The organism is Burkholderia vietnamiensis LMG 10929, from assembly GCF_000959445.1.
GTDB classification, from domain to species: Bacteria; Pseudomonadota; Gammaproteobacteria; order Burkholderiales; family Burkholderiaceae; genus Burkholderia; species Burkholderia vietnamiensis.
In genome coordinates this window covers 2,342,428-2,365,296 of the sequence record NZ_CP009631.1, presented here as the reverse complement: position 1 = coordinate 2,365,296, position 22,869 = coordinate 2,342,428, and the positions used below count along the sequence as shown (strand labels likewise).

Genomic DNA, 22,869 nt, shown 5'->3' with positions numbered 1-22,869 from the left:
AGCTCGGTCACGGTCGCCCGACGGACTGCCAGGCCGACTGCCAATTCTGCCACGACACTGCCGCACATGGCAGTGCCGATCGGCCCGCAGCCGCGCGCGACGCCGCATGACGCACCGCCGCCCCACCTGAAACCCGATCCCAATCAAGCACTTGTCACATTGACCCCGATTACCGCGTCGATTGGCACGCTTCTTGAACATGGGATACGCAATTGCAGATGCAGAACCCCAGCGAGGACATAACGTGAGCCATGCCCCCCAATTGTCGGTCGAAGGCTTCTTCGACCCGGCGACCCATACCGTCAGCTACCTGTTGCTCGATACCGGCAGCCGCGCCTGCGCGTTGATCGACAGCGTGCTCGACTACGATCCGAAATCCGGCCGCACGCGCACGGACAGCGCCGACCGGCTGATCGCGCGCGTCGCCGAACTCGGCGCGACCGTGCACTGGCTGCTCGAGACGCACGTGCACGCCGACCACCTGTCGGCTGCGCCGTACCTGAAGGCGCACGTCGGCGGCCAGATCGCGATCGGCTCGCACGTGCGCCGCGTGCAGGACGTGTTCGGCACGCTGTTCAATGCCGGCCCCGGCTTCGCGCACGACGGCAGCCAGTTCGACCGCCTGCTCGACGACGGCGACACGCTCGCGCTCGGCGCGCTGACGATCCGCGCGATGCACACGCCGGGCCATACGCCGGCGTGCATGACCTACTGCGTCGACGACGCGACCCAGCGCGCGGCCTTCGTCGGCGACACGCTGTTCATGCCCGACTACGGCACCGCGCGCTGCGACTTCCCCGGCGGCGACGCGCGCACGCTGTACCGCTCGATCGCGCGCGTGCTGGCGCTGCCGGCCGATACGCGCCTGTACCTGTGCCACGACTACCAGCCCGGCGGCCGCGACGTGCAGTTCGTGACGACGGTGGCCGAGCAGCGTCAGGCGAACGTCCACGTGAAGGACGGCGTGAGCGAGGACGATTTCGTCGCCATGCGCACCGCGCGCGACGCGACGCTCGACATGCCGGTGCTGATGCTGCCGTCGGTGCAGGTCAACATGCGCGCCGGCCACCTGCCCGAACCCGAAAACAATGGCGTGCGCTACCTGAAGATCCCGCTGAACGCGATCTGACGATCTGAAGCCGAGCCGCCGCCCGACCGGAGAACCCCCGACATGAACATCCGCAAGCTGACCGACACGCTATCGGTCTCCCCCCAGATCGCCGCGACCGACCTGCCCGCGCTGCAAGCGGCAGGTGTGCGCGCAATCGTCTGCAACCGGCCGGACGGCGAAGGCTCGGATCAGCCGACCGTCGCCGAGATCCGCGCCGCCGCCGCGCCGCTCGGCATCGCCGTGCACTACCTGCCGGTCGACACGGGCAAGGTCACCGACGAGCAGGCCGCGCAGTTCGGCGTGCTCGTCGCGTCGCTCGCCGGCCCGGTGCACGCGTACTGCCGCAGCGGCATGCGCTCGGCGACGCTGTGGGCGCTGTCGCAGGCCGGCTCGCGTCCGATCGAAGAGATCGTCGCGACGGCCGCCAAGGCCGGCTACGATCTCGCGGCAGTCGCGTCGCGGCTCGCACGCGGCGCGGCGCAGAGCGCACCGGCCGTCGACGCGCAGCACGACATCGTGATCGTCGGCGCGGGCGCGGCCGGCGTCGCGGTCGCGTCGAGCCTGCTCGCGCGCGACGGCTCGCTCGACATCGCGGTGATCGACCCGGCCGAGATCCATTACTACCAGCCGGGCTGGACGATGGTCGGCGCGGGCGTGTTCCGGCCCGAGACGACCGCGCGCCGCATCGTCGACGTGCTGCCGCGCGGCGTGAAGCGCATCCAGGCGGCCGTCGCCGGCTTCGAGCCCGACGCGCACGCGGTCGTGCTCGACGGCTGCCGCCGCATCGGCTATCGCAAGCTGATCGTGTGCCCGGGCCTGAAGCTCGACTGGGACGCGATCGAGGGCCTCGCCGACACGCTCGGCCACAACGGCGTCACGTCCAACTATCGCTACGATCTCGCGCCGTACACGTGGCAGCTGGTGCAGGCGTTCCGCGGCGGCAATGCGCTGTTCACGCAGCCGCCGATGCCGATCAAGTGCGCGGGCGCGCCGCAGAAGGCGATGTACATGTCGTGCGATCACTGGCGGCGCAACGGCCGCCTGGGCGCGGCGAACGTCGAATTCCTGAATGCGGGCGCCGTGCTATTCGGCGTCGCCGACTACGTGCCCGCGCTGATGGAATACGTCGAGCGCTACGACATCGCGCTGTCGTTCGGCCACAACCTGATCGCGATCGACGGGCCGGCGCGGCGCGCGACGTTCCGGCGCACGCTGCCCGACGGCAGCACGGAGACCGTCCAGCGCAACTTCGACATGATCCACGTCGTGCCGCCGCAGAAGGCGCCCGACTTCGTGCGCGCGAGCCCGCTCGCCGATGCTGCCGGCTGGATCGACGTCGACCCGGCGACGCTGCGGCACAAGCGCTTCCCGGATATCTTCGCGCTCGGCGACGTCGCCAACACCACCAACGCGAAAACCGCCGCGGCCGCGCGCAAGCAGGCGCCCGTGGTCGCGCACAACGTGCTGGCGGCGCTCGGCCGCGTGCAGGGCGACGCCGCGTACGACGGCTACGGCTCGTGCCCGCTCACGGTCGAGCGCGGCAAGATCGTGCTCGCCGAATTCCTGTACGGCGGCAAGGTCGCGCCGACCTTCCCCGCGTGGCTGATCGACGGCCGGCGTCCGTCGCGGCTCGCGTGGCTGCTCAAGGAGCGCCTGCTGCCGCCGCTGTACTGGAAGGGGATGCTCAAGGGCCGCGAATGGCTCGCGAAGCCCGCGATCGCACGTTGACCGGAAGCCGATGACACCATGCTGATTTCTCTGGTACTCGGCGGCTTCGTCGGCGCCGTGCTCGGCCTCACCGGCGCGGGCGGCGGCATTCTCGCGGTCCCGGCGCTCGTCGTCGGAATGGGCTGGCCGATGCAGCAGGCCACGCCGGTCGCGCTCGTCGCGGTGGCCGGCAGCGCCGCGCTCGGCGCGCTCGAAGGGTTTCGCCGCGGGCTCGTGCGCTACCGCGCGGCGCTGTTGATGGCGCTCGCGGGCGTGCCGCTCACCACGCTCGGCGTGCGGCTCGCGCACGTGCTGCCGCAACGCGTGCTGCTCGCGCTGTTCGCGCTGACGATGCTGATCGTCGCGGCCCGTCTGCTGCGGCAGGCACTGCGCCAAGGCGCCGGCGAGCACGACGAGTCGCGCCTGTGCGTCGGCCGCGTGAATCCCGACACCGGCCGCCTCGTGTGGTCGTGGCCGGTCGGGTTCGCGCTCGCGTCCACCGGCGCGGTGACGGGACTGATGACGGGGCTGCTCGGCGTCGGCGGCGGCTTCGTGATCGTGCCGATGCTGCGCAAGTTCACGAACGTGTCGATGCACGGCGTGGTCGCGACGTCGCTGATGGTGATCGCGCTGGTCGGCACCGGCGGCGTGCTCGCGACCTTCGTGGCGGGCACGCGCGCGCCGGTCGACATGATGCTGTGGTTCACCGTCGCGACGGCGCTCGGCATGGTAGTCGGGCGCGCAGCCTCGCGGCACCTGTCCGCGCGCCACGTGCAGGCCGGCTTCGCGATCGTGCTCGTGTGCGTGGCGCTCGGCCTGCTCGCGAAGGCCGCGTTCAGCGCATAAGCCGCGCGCAGCCTGCGCTGGCGACAAAAACGCCCGGCCCGACTCATCGTCGGCGCCGGGCGTTTTGTTGTTGCCGGTTGCGCGGCAACCGGCGCGTCAAGCGGCGCTCAGGCCGCGAAGCCCGCCATCCGCTTGCGTTGCTGGCGCAGCATCACGACGTTCGCGATCACGACGCCGGCCGTCACCGCGACGATGAACAGCGTCGCGAGCGCGTTCATCTCCGGATTCAGGCCGAGGCGCACGCGCGAGAACACGACGAGCGGCAGCGTCGTCGAGCCGGGACCCGACAGGAACGCCGACAGCACGAGGTCGTCGATCGACAGCGTGAACGACAGCAGCCAGCCGGCCACCAGCGCCTGCGAAATCAGCGGCAGCGTGATCGTGAAGAACACTTTCAGCGGCGTCGCGCCGAGATCGAGCGCGGCTTCCTCGAGCGACGGGTTCAGCTCGCGCACGCGCGACTGCACGATGATCGCGACGTACGAGATGCACAGCATCACGTGGCCGAGCCAGATCGTGAACACGCCGCGCTCGGCCGGCCAGCCGATCCACTTCGCGAGCTCGATGAACAGCAGCAGCAGCGAGATGCCCTGAATCACCTCGGGGATCACGAGCGGCGCGTTGATCATCCCGCTGAACAGCGCGAAGCCGCGGAAGCGCCCCATCCGCGCGAGCACGAAGCCGGCCCAGGTGCCGATGAACACCGACGCGAACGCGGTCAGCACGCCGATCTTCAGCGACAGCCACGCGGCCGCGAGCAGCTCGTCGTCCTGCACGAGCGCCACGTACCAGCGCAACGAGAAGCCCGACCACACGGTGACGAGCTTCGACTCGTTGAACGAGTAGACGATCAGGCTGACGATCGGGATGTAGAGGAACGCGAAGCCGGCGAACAGCGCCGCGAACTGCAGGAAACGATTCGGCTTCATCGACGGCGGCCCTCCTGCTCCTTCGCCTGGAAGTGCTGGAACATCGCCATCGGCACGAGCAGCAGCAGCACCATCGCGCAGGTCACGGCCGACGCCATCGGCCAGTCTGCGTTGTTGAAGAACTCATTCCACATCACGCGGCCGATCATCAGCGTGTTCGCGCCGCCGAGCAGCTCCGGAATCACGTACTCGCCGACCGCCGGGATGAACACCAGCAGGCAGCCCGCGATGATCCCGTTCTTCGACAGCGGCAGCGTGATCTGCACGAACGCCTTCCACGGCCGCGCGCCGAGGTCGTACGCCGCCTCGAGCAGGCGCAGGTCCATCTTCACGAGGTGCGCGTACAGCGGCATCACGAGGAACGGCAGATACGAATACACCATCCCGATATAGACCGCGTAGTTGGTGCGGTACAGCTCGATCGGCGTGTGCGTCAGGCCGATCCACATCAGGAAGTTGTTCAGCAAGCCGTTGTTCTTGAGGATCCCGATCCACGCGTACACGCGGATCAGGAACGACGTCCAGAACGGCAGCATCACGCCCATCATCAGCAGGTTGCGCGTGGCCGGGTTCGAGCGGGCGATGTAGTACGCCATCGGATAGCCGATCAGCAGGCACAGCAGCGTCGTGATCGCGGCCACCACGACCGAGTTCACGTAGGTCGCGAAGTACAGGCTGTCGGTGAGCAGGAACGCGTAGTGCGACAGGTTCAGCGCGATGTGCAACACGCCGTCCGTATACGACGCGAGCTCCGTGTACGGCGGGATGCCGAGCTGCAGCTCCGCGAAGCTGATCTTCACGACCAGCACGAACGGCACGAGGAAGAACAGCACGAGCCACGTGTACGGCCCCGCGACGACCGCCGTGGCGCCCGTCAGGTTGAAGCGCCGCACGGGCCACGAGAACATCGACTTGAGCGCGTTCATGACGTCAGCACCACGCCGGCGGTCGCGCTCCAGCGCACGTAGATCTCGTCGCCGAGCGCGGGCGTTTCGAGCTCGCTGATCGCGAGGCTCGACACGTTCGCGATCACCGTCTTGCCCGCGTCGAGCTTCACGTGATACAGCGAATAGCCGCCCATGTACGCGACGTTGGCGATCCGGCCGTGCGCCCAGTTGAACGCGCCTTCGGGCGGCTTGCGGGTCAGCGCGATGCGCTCGGGGCGCACCGACACCGTGACCGGCATCCCGAGCGGGCCGGTGATGCCGTGGCTCACGTACAGCCGGCTCGGCAGCTCGGGCGATTCGATGTACACGTAGTCGGGTTCGTCCTCGACGGTGATGCCCTCGAACAGGTTCGTCGAGCCGATGAACTCGGCCGAGAAGCGGCTGTTCGGATATTCGTAGACCTCGCTCGGCGAGCCGATCTGCACGATCTGCCCTTCGCTCATCACCGCGAGCCGGTTGGCCATCGTCATCGCCTCTTCCTGGTCGTGCGTGACCATGATGCAGGTGACGCCGACCTTCTGCAGGATGTTGACGAGCTCGATCTGCGTACGCTGGCGGATCTGCTTGTCGAGCGCCGACATCGGCTCGTCGAGCAGCAGCACCTTCGGACGCTTGACCAGCGAGCGTGCGAGCGCGACGCGCTGCTGCTGGCCGCCCGACAACTGATGCGGCTTGCGCTTCGCGTACTTGCTCATCTGCACGAGCTCGAGCGCGGCGGCCACACGCTCCTTCAGCTCGGCCTTCGGCGTGCCTTCCTGCTTCAGGCCGTACGCGACGTTCGCCTCGACCGACATGTGCGGGAACAGCGCATACGACTGGAACATCATGTTCACGGGCCGCTTGTACGGCGGCATTTGCGCGAGGTCTTCGCCGTCGATCAGGATCTTGCCCGACGTGACCGTCTCGAGGCCGGCGAGCATCCGCAGCAGCGTCGACTTGCCGGAACCCGAGCTGCCCAGCAGCGCGAACAGCTCGCCCTGGCGCACCGTGAGGTTCACATTGCGGACCACTTCGGTTTCGCCGAACTTCTTGACGACGTCGACGATCTGGACAAAGTTCTCCGCGCGCGACGCGGCGCCGGAAGAAGGAACGAAGGACGGCGCACCCGCGACCGGCGCGCCCGACTGGCTATTCATGATGTGCTGCTTCTCTCCTGCGTTTGACGAACAAAGCCCCCGGGGACACCAGGGGCTTCATGACTGCTGGCTCACCGCGGCGCGCGTCAGCGGCCCGATTTCAGCTCGGTCCACAGACGGGTCTGCAGACGCTGGATTTCAGGCGGCAGCGGCTTGAGCAGGAACAGCGTCTTCACGACGTCGGCCGGCGGATAGACGGCCGGGTCGTTCGCGACGTCCGGGCGCACGTACTTGCGCGCTTCGGCGTTCGCGCTCGGGTAGTACACGGCGTTGGTGATCGCCGCGTGCACCTTCGGATCCTCGATGTAGTTGATCCATTGCAGCGCGGCGTCCTTGTTCTTCGCGTCCTTCGGGATTGCCATCACGTCGAACCACACGGGCGCGCCGCCCTTCGGGATGTAGTACTCGACCTTGTACGGCTTCTTCGCTTCGACCGCGCGATGCTTCGCGATCACGACGTCGCCCGACCAGCCGAACGCGAAGCAGATGTCGCCGCCGACCAGGTCGTTGATGTAGCCCGACGAGTTGAACTGCGTGATGTACGGACGGATCTTCTTCAGCACGTCCATCGCGGCCTTGTAGTCGGCCGGGTTCGTGCTCATCGGATCCTTGCCGATGTAGTGCAGCGCCGCCGCGAACATCTGGTCCGGCGCGTCGAGCACCGACACGCCGCAGGTCTTCAGCTTCGAGATGTTTTCCGGCTTGAACAGAATGTCCCAGTTGTCGAGCGGCACCTTGCCGAGCGCCTGCTGCGCCTTCGTCAGGTTGTACGCGAGACCGGTCGTGCCGTATGCCCACGGCACCGAATACTTGTTGCCCGGATCGGCGCCGGCGACCAGCGCCATCAGCTGCGGATCGAGGTACTTGAGGTTGGGGAGCTTCGACTTGTCGAGCGGCGCGAAGATGCCGGCCGCGATCTGCTTGCCCGCGTAGTTGCTGGTCGGCACGACGATGTCGTAGCCCGAGCTGCCGGTGAGCAGCTTCGCCTGCAGCGTGTCGTCGCTGTCGTAGTTGTCGTAGCGGACCTTGACGCCCGTCTGCTTCTCGAAGTTCGGGATCGTGTCCTTCGCAATGTAGTCCGACCAGTTATAGACATTGAGCTGCGTATCCTTCGCCGCCGCCGCCGATGCACCCACGCACAGCGCGAGCGCTGCGAACCGGCCCACTACTTTTGCTTTCATCCCGCTCTCCCTCCGACCGGACCGTTTGTCCGGCTGCCGTCTGCCTCATCATGGCGGCGCAGTTGGGCGCGCCGCCCCCCGAAAACCCCGAACGCTATCATCATTCGCGCCCGGTCACAAAAAAATCATGCCCGTGTCGCGCAAACGGAACACATTGCCGCCACCGGCCGCTCAGGCGGCGCGCGCAGCAACGCATCCCGGGGAATTCTATCGGGTAATCGGCGTCTGTCCATGGGGAAAACAAGGCGGCGGTGAATCGGCGTGCGAGTCGTGCTTGCGGGCGCGCAGGGCACGCCAAGGTTGCGATCGGGTCGCGAGCGCGTAGGCGCTCAGTGGGTGACGTCGCCGCATGCCGTGCCGTGCTGGACGGCCGATGTGGATCGGCGCCCGGTCAGCCGCACGCGCGGTCGGGCGACGCGCCGTGCGCCCGGATGGCGGCTCGCCCGGGTCGAGCCATGCCGATGCATTAAAATGACGCCCCGTCGACTCCACCGCGCGAACCCTTCAGATGGCCTCCAATCTCCACGACCTGCCCGACAGCCCCTGCATCGGCGTGTGCTCGACCCTGTTCGACGAAGTGTGCAAGGGGTGCGGCCGTACGGCCGCCGAGGTGTCGAACTGGGTGTTCCTCAGCGACGAAGAAAAGCGCGCCGTGTGGGAACGCATCACGCGCGACGGCACCGCGATGCGCTTCCAGTACGACAAGCTGTAAGACGACGCGCGTCGATACGTACCGCTCGCGCGGCCCGTGAACGGCAACGCCGCTGCCGGTTCGTCGCGGTGCCAGCGTCTTTCGGCCGCGCGATGCACGCGTCACGCTTGCCGCCGCGCGCTGCGTGCCCCCGGCTCTGCCCGCAACGGCGCTGCATAAAAAAAGAGCGGCATGCCGACTGCCATGCCGCCAACCCCAACTCTGTTTGTTGCCCTGCTCGCTTAGAACTTCATCCCGACGCCGATACCGACGATCAGCGGATCGATGTGCAGCGTGCCGATGCCCTTGTCGCCGAGCGTCGCGTCGGTGCTCATCCAGATCTTCTTCAAGTCGACGTTCATGAACACCTTCTTGGTGAGTTGCACGTCGACGCCGAACTGCAGCGCCGGACCGAAGCTGCTCTTGTTGATCGACACGCCCTGACCGCCGACATTCAGGCCGTTGTTGTAGAAGTACGTGTAGTTCAGACCCGCACCGACATACGGACGCACCTTGCCGGCGTGATTGAAGTGGTATTGCAGCAGCAGCGTCGGCGGCAGCACGCCCACGCCGCCGAGATTGCCGAGGCTCGACGTGACCTGATGGCGCGACGTGCCGAGGATCAGCTCGACCCCCAGGTAGTCGCGGATCATGTACGTGAAGTCGAGTTCAGGCACGATCGCGTTGTTCACGCCGGTGTTGATCGCGCCCAGCGTGTCGCTGCCGCGCTCGTTCGGCTGAATGCTGATCGCGCGCAACCGCACCAGGACGTCACCCTGATTGATACCGTCGCCCGCGGAAGCCGCGTGGGACAGCGAAGGCATCGCGATAAGGCTGGCCGCGACGGCGGTGGTGGTGACAAATGTTTGAATCGCTTTATGCATGGTACGGACCCCCAAAGAATGGATACCATTCTCCCAATAGGGTCTTTTTTTCATCTTGATATCGATCAAGCGAGCGTAAACATGGGGCGGTTTGCCGCAGGCTCTGCGACACGGCCCGTCAGCAACAGCTCGAGCAGATCGCGCACACTGCGGATCGCCGTGCCGAACGGCAGCGCTTCGCGCCCGCGGAAGAACAGCCCGTTCGCAACGTCGCCGCGCAATGCGGCCGCGAGCCGCGTGTCGATGCAGAAGTGCCCGAACTTCTCGATGCCGTCGCGCAGCCCGCATACGCTCAGGCATTCGAGCGCGGTCGGGCAGCGTTGCTTGAACGCGCCGAGCTTGCTGCGGATGCGCGCCTCATTACGCAGGTATCGATCGAGCCATGGGGTTCGGACCGCGCGCGCCGGCAGACCGGTCACGCTGACGAATTCGACGATGTCGTCGGGCACCGCATCGGCCAGCACGCGCTTGAAGTTCGGATGCGCATCGCCTTCTTCCGTCACCGCGAACGGCGTGCCGATCTGCACGCCGTTCGCGCCGGCCGCGAGCGCCGCGCGCACCGCGTCGTGGCTGCCGATCCCGCCCGCGACGATCAGCGGGATCGTGTCGCGCTCGAGTCCTAGCGTGGCCATCACCTGCGCCGTCTCGTCGAGCACGCGCGCAAAATCGAATCGGGCGTCGTGCATGTCGTCGATCTGCGTGACGCCGAGGTGGCCGCCCGCATAGGCCGGATGCTCGATCACGATCGCGTCGGGCAGCCGGCCCTTCTTCATCCATTTCTTCAGCACCAGCGCGATTCCGCGGCTGTCCGACAGAATCGGAATCAGCGCGATGTCGTGGCCCTGGGTGAGATCGGGCAGATCGAGCGGCAGGCCCGCGCCCATCACGATCGCGTCCGCGCCCGCGTCGCACGCGACGCGCACGTAGTCCGCATGGGCGCTCACCGCCTTCATCACGTTGACGGCGATCATCCCGCGCCCTTCGCTGTAAGTCTTCGCGAGGCGAACCTCGCGCGCGAGCGCCTCGAGGTTCGCGGCCTCGAGCGTCGCCCGGTCGGGATGCGCGCGACAGCGCGCGAGCAGATCCGCGTGGTGATGACGCAGGTCGATGCTCGCGATCGTGCCGAGCGCGCCCTCGCGCGCGACGGTGCCCGCAAGGCGGTGCGCGGACACGCCTACGCCCATGCCGCCCTGCACCACCGGCAGTAGCGTGCGCCCGCGAATCGTGAGCGGCGGGAAGGGAGTGGGTACGGTCATCTGGAGCCTCGTCGAAACATCGGAACAGCGATGATCGACGATCCACCGGTGTGCATCTTGATGGCCGTCAACAAAAAAACGGCACGCGAGCGTGCCGTGGCGAGCGATGCGGCGTGAAACGCGTCAGGACGGATTCGCCGGCCTGAGCTGCATCGACTTGTATTCCAGGTACTCCTCGAGCCCGTACACGCCGTTCTCGCGGCCGTAGCCCGACTGCTTGTAGCCGCCGAACGGCGCGGCGTTGTTCCAGCTGCCGCCGTTGATGTCGACCTGCCCGGTGCGGAGCCGGCGCGCGACGCGCAGCGCCCGCTCGTCGCTGCCCGCCCATACCGCGCCGCCCAGCCCGTACGGCGTGTCGTTCGCGACGCGCACCGCTTCGTCTTCGTCGCGATACGTGATGATCGACAGCACCGGCCCGAAGATTTCCTCCTGCGCGATCGCCGACGTCGGGTCGACGCGGCCGAACACCGTGGGCTTCACGAAGAAGCCCTTCGTCAGCCCGTCGGGCAGGCCCGTGCCGCCCGTCACGAGTTCGGCGCCGTCGTCGATGCCGCGCTGGATGTAGGCCTGCACGCGCTGCTGCTGCACGGCCGACGCGAGCGCGCCGAGGCGCGTCGTCTCCTGGCGCGGGTCGCCCGCGACATAGGCTTCGGCGGCCGCCTTCGCGAGTGCGCGCGCGTCGTCGTAGCGCGCGTGCGGCACCAGCATGCGCGTGTGCGCGGAACAGGTCTGGCCTGCATTGAGGAAGCACGCGTTGACCGTGCCCTTCACCGCCGCCGGGAAATCGGCATCGTCGAGGATCACCGCTGCCGACTTGCCGCCGAGCTCCAGCGCGACGCGCTTGACGGTCGCCGCCGCCAATTCGGCCACGCGCTTGCCGGCGCGCGTCGAACCGGTAAACGACACCATGTCGACCTCGGGATCGGTGGCCAGCACCTCGCCGACCACCGGGCCGTATCCGCACACGAGGTTGAACACGCCGGCCGGCAACCCGGCTTCGTGGATCGCCTCGGCGAGCATGAACGCATTGAGCGGCGCGACCTCGGACGGCTTCAGGACGACCGTGCAGCCGGCCGCGAGCGCCGGCGCGACTTTCAGCGTGATCTGGTTGAGCGGATAGTTCCACGGCGTGATGGCCGCGACGACGCCCACGGGCTCGCGCACCACCAGCGAATTGCCGACCTTCGCCTCGAATTCGAACGACTCGGCGAGTTTGGCGTATGCCTTCCAGTTGTAGACCGGCGCGCCGACCTGGATCGCGCGCGACAGCTTGATCGGCATCCCGACCTCGCCGGTGATCGATTGGGCGAGCTCCTCGCTGCGGGTCTGCAGGCGCTCGACGATCCTGCGCAGGTAGCCGGCGCGCGTCGCGGGCGGCGTCGCGGCCCACGCGTCGAAGGCGGCGCGCGCCGCGCGGACCGCGTGCCGTGCGTCCGTCGCCGCACCTTCGGGAATCCGGCCGAGCACCGCCTCGGTGGCGGAGTCGATCACGTCGATGGTGCCGGCTCCGGCCGGTTTGCACCATGCGCCGTCGATGTAGAACTGATCGTAGATTTTCATCGCTTCCTGTCTCCCGGAAAACGGCCATTCTAACGACGGTGCGACGGGTGCGGCGACGCGTGGGGAGCCGACGCGGCCGACCCGCTGCGGGCGCGCGGTGGGGCTGCGGTGCGCGCGCCGCCGGCCCCGCGTTCGACCCTCTGAGCCGAGCCCGCGACGCCGGTGCGCCAGGTGGCGCGCATCGTGCTATGTTTTTAGTATCGGCGCCGGCCGCTGCACGCCGCGCCACCCGGAATCGATGCCTTTCGTGAGCGCTGCCATGACCGACGCATCCCGTACCCTCGGCTCGCAAGACCGCCTCGAGCTGCTGTGCTGGCTTACCTGCGGCAATCTCGGCGCGTTTTATCTGAATGAATGCTGGCCGGACGCGGCGTTCCAGGTTCAGGCCGCGCACCGCTGGCTCGACCGCCATCGCCGGCAGTCCGACTGGCTCGCGCTCGCGAAGCTGGCCGCGCTCGCGCAGGACATCGCGAAACGGCACGCGAGCTTCGTCGACGCATCCTGGGCGCGCGACGCCGTCGAGGAGATCGTCGATACCGATGATCTCGACTACCGCGCGAAACTCGTGCAGCGGGTGTACGAAGACTGCTGCAAGGCACTCGCCGACAAACGGCTCGCCGACTAAGCGTCGGCGCACGCACGCGCCGGCGTGCGCGTCACGCGATCGGCAGCCGCTGCGTCGATTTCAGCTGCCGCAGCGACAGGTTCGAGCGAATGCTCAGCACGCCCGGCAGCTTGCGCAACACCCTTTCGACGAAATGGCTGTAGTCGTCGAGATCGGCTGCCACGACCTGCAGCAGGAAATCCGCTTCGCCGGTCGTGTTGTCGCAGGCGAGCACGTTCGGGCTCGCCTGGATCAGGCGCTCGAACTCCGCGGTCACCGCCTCGCTGTGCTGCGTGCAGACGATCTGCACGAACGCCATCACGCCGAACCCCAGCTTTCTGCGATCGAGCCGCGCGTGATAACCGGCGATCAGCCCCGCTTCCTCGAGCCGGCGCAGCCGGCGCCAGCACGACGTCTCGCTCAGCGAGAACGCTTCCGCCAGGCGCGCGTTCGACACGCGCCCGTCCTGCTGCAGCATGTCCAGCATGCCGCGATCGATCCTGTCCAGCTGCTCCATGAAAGCTCCTTGCGGCAATCGCACGATCGTCGCAAGGCTATCTCAGAATCGTGCGCTTCTCAATCGCAAGACGAAAGAACAATCCACCATTGCCGCGCTATATTGAAAGAGTCATTCGACCCAGGAGGAGATCGTGAAAGCAGTCGTTTATGAAGCGTTCGGCGCGGCGCCGCGGCTGATGGACGTGGACGATCCGAGGCCGGCACCCGACGGCGTCGTGATCGAGGTGAAGGCGACCGGCGTGTGCCGCAGCGACTGGCACGGCTGGATGGGACACGATCCGGATATCGTGCTGCCGCATGTGCCGGGCCACGAACTGGCGGGCGTGGTGGTCGCGGCGGGCGCGGCGGTCACGCGCTGGAAGGCCGGCGACCGCGTGACGGTGCCGTTCGTCGGCGGCTGCGGCCATTGCCCGGAATGCCACTCGGGCAATCAGCAGGTCTGCGAGCGCCAGTTTCAGCCCGGCTTCACGCACTGGGGCTCGTTCGCGCAATACGTCGGCATCCACCACGCGGACCTGAACCTCGTGCGGCTGCCCGATGCGCTCGACTTCCCGACCGCGGCGAGCCTCGGCTGCCGGTTCGTGACGTCGTTTCGCGCGGTCGTCGACCAGGGGCGCACGTCGGCCGGCCAGTGGGTGGCCGTGCACGGCTGCGGCGGCGTCGGCCTGTCGGCGATCATGATCGCGAACGCGATCGGCGCGAACGTCGTCGCGATCGACATTTCCGAGCGTGCCCTAACGCTCGCGCGCGCGCTCGGCGCGGCGGCGACCGTCGATGCGTCGCAGGTGACGGACGTCGTCGACGCGGTGAAGGAGATCACGCGCGGCGGCGCACACGTCTCGCTCGATGCGCTCGGCCATCCGACCACCTGCTTCAACTCGATCAGCAACCTGCGCCGGCGCGGCAAGCACGTGCAGGTCGGGCTGATGCTCGGCGAACACGCGACGCCGGCCGTGCCGATGAGCAAGGTGATCGCGCACGAACTCGAGATTCTCGGCAGCCACGGGATGCAGGCGCATCGCTACGGCGCGATGCTCGACATGGTGCATGCCGGCAAGCTCGCGCCGGAGCGCCTGATCGGCAAGGAAATCAGTCTCGGCGAGTCGATCGACGCGCTGATGAACATGGATCGGTTCGAAGGCGCCGGAGTGACGGTGGTGACGGATTTTTCGGGCTGAGGGGGGCTAACGGTTAGCGGTTCACGATTCATGGCCGCCGTGCTCGCATATCTCAACGTGAGCTTCCCTCGGTTTTTCGCCTTCCAACGGTCCTGAGTTATGCAGCCGCATTCTTGGTCTGCTGAGCGTTGATCCAGTCCTGAAGATACCTTTCCGGAGACACAAAGCCGAGCGACGAATGACGACGAGTGCGGTTGTAAAACACTTCGATGTATTCGAACAGATCGGCCTTCGCGTCCTGATGCGTCCGGTAGCGCGTGGCGTGAACCCGTTCGTTCTTCAAGCTGTTGAAGAAGCTTTCCGTTGGAGCAATGACGCTCCTATGTCAAGTGGTACGGGCTGAATCGGCTAAGTCGGCAAGAATGAGCGGGTACATCTCCCTGACGATATAACGCTTCAGACAGCGATGAATTTCCTTGTTCGACATTCCTTCCTTGGTCCGTCGCTCGACGTATGCGCGGGTTCTCGGGTCACTGCGCATTCGCACCATGGCAATGGTCCACAAGGCGTTGTTCGCAGCGCGGTCGCCGCCTCGATTCAGGCGATGTCGGACCGTTTTTCCGGAAGATGCTTGCAATGGACTCGTGCCACAAAGCGCGGCGAGCGCGGCATCGCTTTTCAACCGTTCCGGATTGTCGCCTGCAACGGCAACAAGCACTGCCGCCGTTTGAGGCCCAACACCGAATCGTTCCCGAAGCCGTCTGGCATGCTTGAGGGTTAGTTGTTCGAGCATCGCATCGAGCGTCGTGAGTTCTTCCGCCAGCGCGAGATAGCGCTTTGCCAACAAGCGCAGCGTGGTGGCCAGAGTCTGCAACATCGGCGTGTTACCCAACGAGCGCAGCCGTGAGCAGTTGGCAACGCATTCGGCGGTCTTTGTCTTCAGAAGGCGTTCGCGGATGTCCTGCGGCGCGCTCACCAGCAAGGCTCGCAACTGATTGATCGCCTGCGTCTTGGCTTTGACGGCGCTGCGACGAGCAACGGAAACAGCTCGCATTGCTTCGGCCGCCCCAGATTGCTCTTTGGGAATCGCAGTTGCCTTCCCGGCGAGGACCGCACGCGCGGCGTTTTCTGCATCGGTCGGATCGGACTTTCCGCGCGATCGACGCGCAGCCCGATCCGGACGATTGACCTCCAGCACCTCAATCTCGTGATCGCGCAACACGCGGGCAAGGCCTGCGCCATAGGTGCCGGTACCTTCAACGCCAGCCCGACGCAGGTGACCGAGAGAATTCGCCCAGGTCAGCAGCTTGAGATATCCCGCGGTCTCGGCCGGCACCGAAAGGGTTCCAAGGAGTTTTCCTGTTTCGCTGATTACTGCTCCGACATGTGTATCGAGATGCGTGTCGACGCCCAGGATGACTTCGTGTTGTTCCATGCGTGTTTCCGTCGTGGTGGACGCATCGCCAATCCCACTCGCTGGACAGGACACTCACGGTGCAGGACAAAGCTCCTATCAGGTCACAAACGCTGGGCCCGGCAACGCTCGGGGAACGCCGGAGCTCGATCGACAGGTCAATGCCAAGGCAACTCGGCCAATCCCAGCACGGGTCAGATCGATCCGACGTTCGAGGCGTATTCTGAACTGAGTATCCCAACAGTTTCCCTTGCGACTCATTGAGCAGCGCATGCCGTAGGCGCTCAGCTTGCGCTGGAACTCGTGACTCGCGTATTGGCTGCCTCTATCCGAATGGCACAGTGCACCCGGCGCGGGACGGCGGCGGAACCAAGCCATCGTCAGCGCGTCCGTCACGAGACCCGCCGTCATGCGCGGCTTGATCGACCAGCCCACCACCTCCCCGTTGAACAGGTCGAGCACCACGGCCAGGTACAGCCAGCCCTCGTCGGTCCAGATATATGTGATGTCCGAGCTGAACACCTGATTCGGCGCGGCGGGCGTGAACTCGCGGTTCAACAGGTTTGGCGCGACCGGCAGCTTGTGTTTCGAATCGGTCGTCACCCGGTAACGGCGCTTGTGCCGCGCCCGGATGCCATGCTCACGCATCAGCCGTTCCACGCGCTCCTTGCTGGCCGGAAAGCCTCGATCACGGATTTCCTCAGTCATGCGCGGCGAACCGTATGCTCCTTTGACCTCGGCGTGCACCGTCCAGATCAGCGTCAGCAATTGCGTGTCCGTCAGTCGCGTTCGCCCCGACTTGCCGCCGCGCTTCCACGCGCGATAACCGTTCGCGCTGACCGACAACACCCCGCACAGCGACGACAGCGGATACTGCCCGACCTGCTGGTCGATCCAGGCATACCTCACAGCAGGTCCTTCGCGAAGTATGCTGCCGCTTTTTTTGCGATCTCAAGTTCCATTTGCAGGCGCTTGATCTCGGCGCGCATGCGCGAAAGCTCCATCTGCTCCGGCGTAACTGGCTTCGCTCCAGTTCCATTCAGCTTGCCCGACGCCTCGGCCTTTACCCAGTGGCGCAGCGTCTGCTCCGACATGCCCAGTTCCTGGGCCACCACAGCAAAGCCCTGGCCGTCCTTGACCCGCTGCACGGCTGCAACCTTGAATTCCGGCGTGTACGATTGTTTCGGTACCTTGAACATCCCTGATTCCCTTCCTTTCCGTCGAGTTTATACATGACTCGATGGAAGGCGAAATTTCAGGGGAAGCTCAGTATGGACACGCGGGTGCTCGGCCCGTTGTCGAATGAATCTCGTCAAACTCTGCGGTGAGCCGTCGCGTCAGTTCAAGGTCCTCACGCGCACCTGCTTCTTCGAAATGCCACTGCGCAGGAAGGATCGCCGTCGGCAAGCCGCCGAGCTTCACCCGCGCTTCCCATTTGCCCGTTGGGTCGAGTTCGAGCAGCCACGCACGTAGCTCTTTCACCTTTGTCGCAATATTCATGGACTCGGTCCCGAGCATCTCAGTCACGTCCGCACGACTGATCGGCTGCGATAGAAGCGGGATCAACGCCTCCATCTTCTGTGCATGACGCCCGTACAACGGCGTACCGTGCAACCGCGTGAATTCGCGATTGCACGTCCTGCACAAGAAGCGCGGAATTCGCTGACCGCTCAACGCGTTTCGGTATCCTTGAATGCCGACATGTACGGAGCCGCAATGGAAACACGGCGGACGCGGCTCCGAATTTGACGACACCAACGCATCGATATGCCGCTGCAGAAATGCGGTCAGTTCACGATCTTCCTGCGTTGAATGTTGTCGAGAGGTCTTCATTGTCAACATACAAATTGCGCTGCTCACCGCGACCACTCAAAGCTGCACCGTGACCTGAAATCCGACCGTCCAACGTGCTGTCGGAAATCCGGACGTCCTCTCGTCAACACTCGTCAAATCCAGTGAGCGAACTTCGCTACGGCCATCACTGCACTGAACAAAGCCAACGAAAAACAAATTTTCTTGTTGAGCAACCAACGCGGCACCCGCTCACGTTGCGCGATACTCAGTCCCTGAGCGCCAAGGGCGAAGTAGAAAAAAATGCCTACCGCCGCGACCCAACCCACCACGTCGTAAAGCGGTCCAAATATCTGGCTCCCGTACGTCTGCGCCATCGTGTCCGTCCTTGTATCGATGCTCTAGAATTGCGCCGTCACCTGAAACCCGACCGTCACACGCGCAGTGGGAAATCCCGACGGCTTGTAGACCGGCGCACCGGCGAACAGGTCATAGCCGTAGCCGCCGAAATGTGTCGATACACTGCCTTTGACGCCGATCACCGCCCCGGCCAACTGCGTACCGACCAACGCAACCGGCTGCGGCCCCCAAACGCGGCCGTAATCCAATCCCGCATAAATCGCCTGTCCGGTCTGTCCGATCGGCATCTGCAGTTCGTTGCGCCAGTAGAAGCCGCGCGCCGCCGCCAGCATCGTTTCGCCGTCGAAACCGCGAACTGTGTAGCGACTGCCGATCGTCAAGTCATCGATGTAGTACAGCGAGTTCCCGGTATATTGGCCGTGGATGCTCGTCACGTATCGGAACGGCTGCTTCGCGATCGCGAAAGGCACCGACAGGTTCGCATCGAGTACCGCCATCTTGAAACGGTAAGTCGGACCTCCACCGGCAGCAAGAATGTCGTCCCGCGCACCCAAGCCCCCGACGCCCTCTCGGAACGCAAGCGTACCGTCGAACTGCGCCCCGTCGAAATAGTGACGGTCGGTCAGACCGAATTCAAAGAACGTGTTGTTACGACGCTGCTGCGGGATTTCCGTATCTTCGATGAAGCTCTGACCGAAGCGACGGGACAAGCGGACATAGCCGCCGAACACGTCGTTCTGACTGCGGGCAAGCACTCGGGCAAGCTTGAAATCGATCGTCTTCGAATTGCCGCTCGCGACGAACGTTTGATTCACGCCCGCGATTTGCTGGTAGTACGTGTTCGTGTAGGCCGATAACGTTGCGGTCCAGTAGCCCCACGGGATCAAATAAAAACCGTTCCAGCCGTGGGAACCAAGGCGCTTGTCACCGAGTTCAAGGTCTTGGCTCACGCCGACGTTGAAGATGTCATTCAGGCCGAGCGGGTTATCGATACCGAGCGACAGGTTGCCCTGTAACTTGCCGGTCGCGCGTGTGCCTGAGTTGTCGATCGATGCAACGACTGTCCACGGCTTGCCACGCTTCACATCGAGCACGACATCGCTTTCGCCCGGTACGTCACCCGGAACAATCTGCATCGATACGTCTTGGCTCTGTACGCGCTTCATCTGCTCCAAACCTTGCTCAAGGTCGCGCAGGTTCAACAGTTCGCCGTCGCGTGTTGGAAACGCGGTTTTCCATGTGCCGCGCAGTTTTTCATCAGCGAAACGCACGTGACGAATCACACCGGGAATCAGCGAGACTTTCAACGTACCGGACGACAAATCCTGTTCCGGCAGCAATACGCGTGTCGTGATGTACCCACGCGACAAGATGTCTTGCGACAATGCCTTGACGAGTACATCCAACCCTTGCTTGCCTACGCACTGCCCCGTGTAGTGTTCGAGCCATTCACGAGCGAACGCGAAGCGATCCATCGGCAGCGCAGATGCACCCTGCGCTTTCACGCCATCAGGAAGCGAATCGGGCACGCTGACCATGAAATGATCAATGTGGAAGCATGGCTGTTCGCTCGGCAGCGTTGGATAGCCTGCACGTGCTTCGATACTCGAACGGACTCCCGGCGCGGAAACGGTTCGTTCACGCTCGCGTACTTCCTCCTGCTGACGAGCCTGTTGATCGTTGCCAACCGGCTGGACCGACTGTGCCATCGCGCAGGTTGACGCAATAAGCAGCGATCCGGCAAAAAAACTACCCCCTCGGATTTTCTTCTTCATGTATTTGCTTCTCTCGATTACGCGTATCGCGTGACCATCCAAACCCCGATCAAGATGACGACAGCACCGACGACTTGCATCGGCCGCAACAGGGATTCGTGTAGCGCCGTGAACGACAACACCACGAGCATGGAAATCGCCACCATCGTCGAATACGCGACGCCAAGCGTTGTCTTGCGCAGCGCAATGGCGTAAAGGAGAAACCCGACGCCGTAGGCACCGACGGCTGCCCCACGGGCGATCCACGGCAATATGCTCGACTCACCAAGTATGAGTCCCTTGAGGGCAGCAACTCGGAGCAATATGCTCGCGAGACCACCGAAAAGACCACTTGCGACAACGATCAGCCAGTTCACCGTGCAGCCTCCGCTACTACCGCTAGATCGGACCGCGGATTGGCGTTTATGCGGGCGTCATCGGACGCGCTCGCATCCTCACCGAAAATCGCGTTGAACCGGTTCGCGCCATGTAGAGCAATCAGTACGATGGCGGGAAATACGACCGAAAAGTTTCGCGCCTCATCGCGGTAGCCGAAGAAGAAGAACAGCACCAGCACCGGCAGGAATGCCGCAAAAAAGTAGATACGGTATCGACGTGGCGTTGCGCGCCACGCCGAGCCGAAGAACAACGCAAGCGGCACGAGCATCAACGGATTTTCGAGACTCGGTGTAAAGATGCCTTTTCCGATCAGGTTGTAGAACGACAGGTAGGACATCGGATTGAGCCAGAATTTCAGGTTGTCCCACACGTGAAATTCGACGAAGCCGCCCGCATTTTCCTCATAGCCACTCATGATGAAATAGCGCGTGCCCGCGCAGATCACAAGCTGCAGCACCAGCCAACCGACTCGTTTCAATACCGGAACGTCGCGCTCGTGCAGGAAAAATAGCGCGAGCGGAACAAGGAAGAACGTTTCCTTGTTCAGGGAGAAGATGGAAATCATCAACGTGCATGCCACCATTCGTTTCTTCAGCAGGAAGTAGCACGCGCCGAGCACACCAAGCAGTTCGAAGAAGTCATAGTAGTAACCTCCCTGCTGAAACGTGAGTGGATAGACGAAACTGAACGCGGCCAGAAAGCCGACGGAATGTCCGAAGCTCAGTCCATGCAATCTGGCTAGCTTGTAGACGAGCAACAGCGCGAACAGCGTCGACAACACGATCGCGATGTACGTCAGGTGATAGACGAGCGCCACGGTCGGTGTCCAATATTCCTCCGGCACACTTGTGAAATAGGCGTTGTGCAGCGAATCATGTCGCTTGATCGATTTGAAAAGCTTTTCTTGCTTTTCCTGCCCAAGCCACTCGGCCACCCAATTTGCGGCTCGCGGGAACGACGAGCGGTAGACATACGGCTTCGGCGCCTCGCCGTTCATCATGCCGACGAGGCTGTAGCTGGTTGCGAAGTCGCCCTTCTGGTCATCGCGGAAACCCCACTTCAGCAACATGCTGTTGGTGATGTTTCCCGCGCACACGAACAGCAGCACGTAGACGATGGCGAAGCGGCAGAACGCCAGCACGCGGTTTCGATTTTTTTCTGTCATAGGAATTGCGCCGCTCACGGCGCGGGCAAGAAGTGAGCAGCCAGTACAATTGCTACCATGACGCAAAGCATGCCCAAGCTACCGCGATTTTCGAGAATATGAACTACCGGATCGTCGTGCATCGCGCCACGCACTGTGGCGATCCATAGACGACCGAACAGGTAGATCAACCCGATCTGCACGAACCAGAGAAGATGTGGAATCGTGTAGCGAGCTACCGTTTCCGGAGCGTTGATGAACAGGCCAAACACGACCACCGCAGCAAGGGAAGCACCGATGCCAAACGGCCAAAGGACTTCCAGGTCGCTCACCCGATAGTCCCGGCCTGACGTCTCCTTTTTGTCACTCTGGCGCAAGAACACCAACTCGGAGCAACGTTTCACGAGCGCGAGGCTGAGAAAAGCAAATACGGAGAACGCGAGAAGCCAGCGGCTCACCAGAATTTCCGCAGCAACCGCCCCTGCGACGATTCGGTACGTGTACAGCAATGACAGAACGACCACATCGAGTAGCACAACTGACTTCAAACGCCAACTGTACGCGGTCGTCAAGAGCAGATAGAGCGTGAACATGCCAGTAAATTCGGCAGACACCGCCAAGGCCAATGCAAACGCCAATGTCAGCAGTACCGCTGCGCACGCCATGCCTTGACTGATCGACAATACCCCGCTCGCAAACGGACGATCGCGCTTTCTTGGATGTCTGCGATCACTGTCTAGATCCCAAAGATCGTTGCCGATGTAGGTTGCCGACGCGCCAAGCGACATTGACAAGAACGCCAGTGCGAGCACGCTGACTTTGTCGACATCAAGGAATGCAAAGGCCGTCAGCAGTGGGACGAACAACAGCAAATTCTTTAGCCACTGGTGAACACGCAGAGCCTTGCACCATGTGGAGAACGTTGCAGGTACATTCGCGAACTCCTGTTCGATGGGAACATGGCCCCGGACATGTGCGGCGACATCAGGTGAAACGCCAGCAAGGACGGCACCTCGCGCACCAGCCCAAACCGGCAAGTCGGCTTTGCTATCACCCGCATACACGAAGTCGTTGCCGATCTGTTGGCGAATGCAGGCCAGTTTGGCCTCTCCCTTGAGATTCGTGTCGTCAACGGAAGCGATGACATGATCGAACAGGCCTAGATGCGTGCTCACACGCTCAGCGATCGAACGATGTGCAGCAGTTGCGAGCACGATTTTTCGCCCGCTCGCACGTTCACAGGCGAGATAGTCGATAAGCGATTCGCGGTAGGGAAGCATTTCCGCTCGAAAATCGGCATGCTCTGCGACCTTAGCCTTAAACGTAGCGCGACCGGCCGCGAGCCAGAAAGGTAAGCGCAGTAGGTTCGTAGGTTGTCGCTTGACGACACGTATCACCGATTCCATCAAGGTATCCGAAACCGTCAACGTGCCATCCAGATCAACGACGAGCGGAAGTTTTTTGGTCTCTCGCATTTCTTATGGTTTGACCTTCATAGACCGCACAGTTGAACTCATC

At 64.0% G+C, this 22,869-nt stretch carries 21 protein-coding genes and 2 pseudogenes; 6 read left to right on the top strand and 17 right to left on the bottom strand.

The window, feature by feature from the left end:
* The first annotated feature begins 244 nt into the window (after positions 1 to 244).
* From AK36_RS20735 to AK36_RS20725, 3 genes are read left to right on the top strand one after another with little or no spacing between them, the layout of a single operon-like run.
* Positions 245 to 1,129, top strand: a complete 885-nt coding sequence (locus AK36_RS20735; RefSeq protein WP_034193156.1) for an MBL fold metallo-hydrolase — start codon at positions 245 to 247, stop codon at positions 1,127 to 1,129.
* Between the two features lie 42 nt (positions 1,130 to 1,171).
* On the top strand, positions 1,172 to 2,839 hold the full coding sequence (locus tag AK36_RS20730) for a bifunctional protein tyrosine phosphatase family protein/NAD(P)/FAD-dependent oxidoreductase (RefSeq protein ID WP_045579087.1): 1,668 nt from the start codon (positions 1,172 to 1,174) through the stop codon (positions 2,837 to 2,839).
* Positions 2,840 to 2,857: 18 nt separating this feature from the next.
* On the top strand, positions 2,858 to 3,664 hold the full coding sequence (locus AK36_RS20725) for a sulfite exporter TauE/SafE family protein (protein WP_045579086.1): 807 nt from the start codon (positions 2,858 to 2,860) through the stop codon (positions 3,662 to 3,664).
* A 107-nt stretch (positions 3,665 to 3,771) separates the two neighbouring features.
* Here the strand turns inward: AK36_RS20725 and AK36_RS20720 are convergent, their stop codons facing one another.
* The 4 genes from AK36_RS20720 to AK36_RS20705 form a co-directional block, all read right to left on the bottom strand.
* The gene (locus tag AK36_RS20720) at positions 3,772 to 4,593 is read right to left on the bottom strand and encodes an ABC transporter permease subunit (protein ID WP_045579085.1); all 822 of its coding nucleotides are present in this window, start codon (positions 4,591 to 4,593) and stop codon (positions 3,772 to 3,774) included.
* Positions 4,590 to 5,519, bottom strand: coding sequence for an ABC transporter permease subunit (locus AK36_RS20715; RefSeq protein ID WP_011884922.1), 930 nt, complete (start codon positions 5,517 to 5,519; stop codon positions 4,590 to 4,592). The genes AK36_RS20720 and AK36_RS20715 overlap by 4 nt, the downstream gene beginning before the upstream one ends.
* Complete coding sequence (locus tag AK36_RS20710; RefSeq protein WP_011884923.1) at positions 5,516 to 6,676, bottom strand: ABC transporter ATP-binding protein; 1,161 nt, start codon at positions 6,674 to 6,676, stop codon at positions 5,516 to 5,518. Before AK36_RS20710 ends, AK36_RS20715 begins: the two co-directional genes overlap by 4 nt.
* 86 nt (positions 6,677 to 6,762) lie before the next feature.
* Complete coding sequence (locus tag AK36_RS20705; protein WP_011884924.1) at positions 6,763 to 7,857, bottom strand: polyamine ABC transporter substrate-binding protein; 1,095 nt, start codon at positions 7,855 to 7,857, stop codon at positions 6,763 to 6,765.
* 508 nt (positions 7,858 to 8,365) lie between these two features.
* On the opposite strand from AK36_RS20705, the gene AK36_RS20700 reads away from it, so the two are divergent.
* On the top strand, positions 8,366 to 8,569 hold the full coding sequence (locus AK36_RS20700; RefSeq protein ID WP_011884925.1) for a DUF1289 domain-containing protein: 204 nt from the start codon (positions 8,366 to 8,368) through the stop codon (positions 8,567 to 8,569).
* 221 nt (positions 8,570 to 8,790) lie between these two features.
* Here the strand turns inward: AK36_RS20700 and AK36_RS20695 are convergent, their stop codons facing one another.
* The 3 genes from AK36_RS20695 to AK36_RS20685 all read right to left on the bottom strand — a co-directional run bounded on the left by AK36_RS20695 (position 8,791) and on the right by AK36_RS20685 (position 12,248).
* Entirely contained in the window at positions 8,791 to 9,432 is a 642-nt protein-coding gene (locus AK36_RS20695) for an OmpW/AlkL family protein (RefSeq protein ID WP_011884926.1), read from the bottom strand.
* A 65-nt stretch (positions 9,433 to 9,497) separates the two neighbouring features.
* The gene (locus AK36_RS20690) at positions 9,498 to 10,688 is read right to left on the bottom strand and encodes an NAD(P)H-dependent flavin oxidoreductase (protein ID WP_011884927.1); all 1,191 of its coding nucleotides are present in this window, start codon (positions 10,686 to 10,688) and stop codon (positions 9,498 to 9,500) included.
* A gap of 123 nt (positions 10,689 to 10,811) precedes the next feature.
* Entirely contained in the window at positions 10,812 to 12,248 is a 1,437-nt protein-coding gene (locus AK36_RS20685) for an aldehyde dehydrogenase family protein (protein WP_045579084.1), read from the bottom strand.
* Positions 12,249 to 12,507: 259 nt separating this feature from the next.
* Here AK36_RS20685 and AK36_RS20680 point away from each other — a divergent pair, with 259 nt between their 5' ends.
* Positions 12,508 to 12,873 carry a hypothetical protein gene (locus AK36_RS20680; RefSeq protein ID WP_011884929.1) on the top strand — a complete coding sequence of 122 codons (366 nt, stop codon included), beginning with the start codon at positions 12,508 to 12,510 and terminating at the stop codon, positions 12,871 to 12,873.
* A gap of 31 nt (positions 12,874 to 12,904) precedes the next feature.
* On the opposite strand, the gene AK36_RS20675 is transcribed toward AK36_RS20680, so the two are convergent.
* Positions 12,905 to 13,369: an Lrp/AsnC family transcriptional regulator gene (locus AK36_RS20675; RefSeq protein WP_011884930.1), complete on the bottom strand. Its 465-nt coding sequence runs from the start codon at positions 13,367 to 13,369 to the stop codon at positions 12,905 to 12,907.
* A 133-nt stretch (positions 13,370 to 13,502) separates the two neighbouring features.
* Between AK36_RS20675 and AK36_RS20670 the strand changes: the two genes are divergently transcribed.
* Complete coding sequence (locus AK36_RS20670) at positions 13,503 to 14,549, top strand: zinc-dependent alcohol dehydrogenase family protein (protein WP_034193160.1); 1,047 nt, start codon at positions 13,503 to 13,505, stop codon at positions 14,547 to 14,549.
* A 97-nt stretch (positions 14,550 to 14,646) separates the two neighbouring features.
* Here AK36_RS20670 and AK36_RS20665 read toward each other — a convergent pair.
* The 9 genes and pseudogenes from AK36_RS20665 to AK36_RS20620 all read right to left on the bottom strand — a co-directional run.
* Positions 14,647 to 14,859, bottom strand: a pseudogene (locus AK36_RS20665) (IS3 family transposase); the annotation flags it as partial.
* A gap of 15 nt (positions 14,860 to 14,874) precedes the next feature.
* Positions 14,875 to 15,924 carry an IS110 family RNA-guided transposase gene (locus tag AK36_RS20660; RefSeq protein ID WP_041493840.1) on the bottom strand — a complete coding sequence of 350 codons (1,050 nt, stop codon included), beginning with the start codon at positions 15,922 to 15,924 and terminating at the stop codon, positions 14,875 to 14,877.
* 213 nt (positions 15,925 to 16,137) lie between these two features.
* A pseudogene (locus tag AK36_RS20655) lies at positions 16,138 to 17,102 on the bottom strand (IS3 family transposase); the annotation flags it as partial.
* 67 nt (positions 17,103 to 17,169) lie between these two features.
* Positions 17,170 to 17,745: a DUF746 domain-containing protein gene (locus AK36_RS34345; protein ID WP_224020216.1), complete on the bottom strand. Its 576-nt coding sequence runs from the start codon at positions 17,743 to 17,745 to the stop codon at positions 17,170 to 17,172.
* A gap of 104 nt (positions 17,746 to 17,849) precedes the next feature.
* Positions 17,850 to 18,071: a hypothetical protein gene (locus AK36_RS20640; RefSeq protein ID WP_034193163.1), complete on the bottom strand. Its 222-nt coding sequence runs from the start codon at positions 18,069 to 18,071 to the stop codon at positions 17,850 to 17,852.
* Positions 18,072 to 18,095: 24 nt separating this feature from the next.
* Complete coding sequence (locus AK36_RS20635) at positions 18,096 to 19,763, bottom strand: ShlB/FhaC/HecB family hemolysin secretion/activation protein (protein WP_224020218.1); 1,668 nt, start codon at positions 19,761 to 19,763, stop codon at positions 18,096 to 18,098.
* Between the two features lie 83 nt (positions 19,764 to 19,846).
* Positions 19,847 to 20,185, bottom strand: coding sequence for a hypothetical protein (locus AK36_RS20630; RefSeq protein WP_045579082.1), 339 nt, complete (start codon positions 20,183 to 20,185; stop codon positions 19,847 to 19,849).
* Entirely contained in the window at positions 20,182 to 21,372 is a 1,191-nt protein-coding gene (locus tag AK36_RS20625) for a hypothetical protein (RefSeq protein ID WP_106919335.1), read from the bottom strand. Before AK36_RS20625 ends, AK36_RS20630 begins: the two co-directional genes overlap by 4 nt.
* A gap of 14 nt (positions 21,373 to 21,386) precedes the next feature.
* Complete coding sequence (locus AK36_RS20620) at positions 21,387 to 22,826, bottom strand: UbiA family prenyltransferase (RefSeq protein WP_034193166.1); 1,440 nt, start codon at positions 22,824 to 22,826, stop codon at positions 21,387 to 21,389.
* Positions 22,827 to 22,869 lie beyond the last annotated feature (43 nt).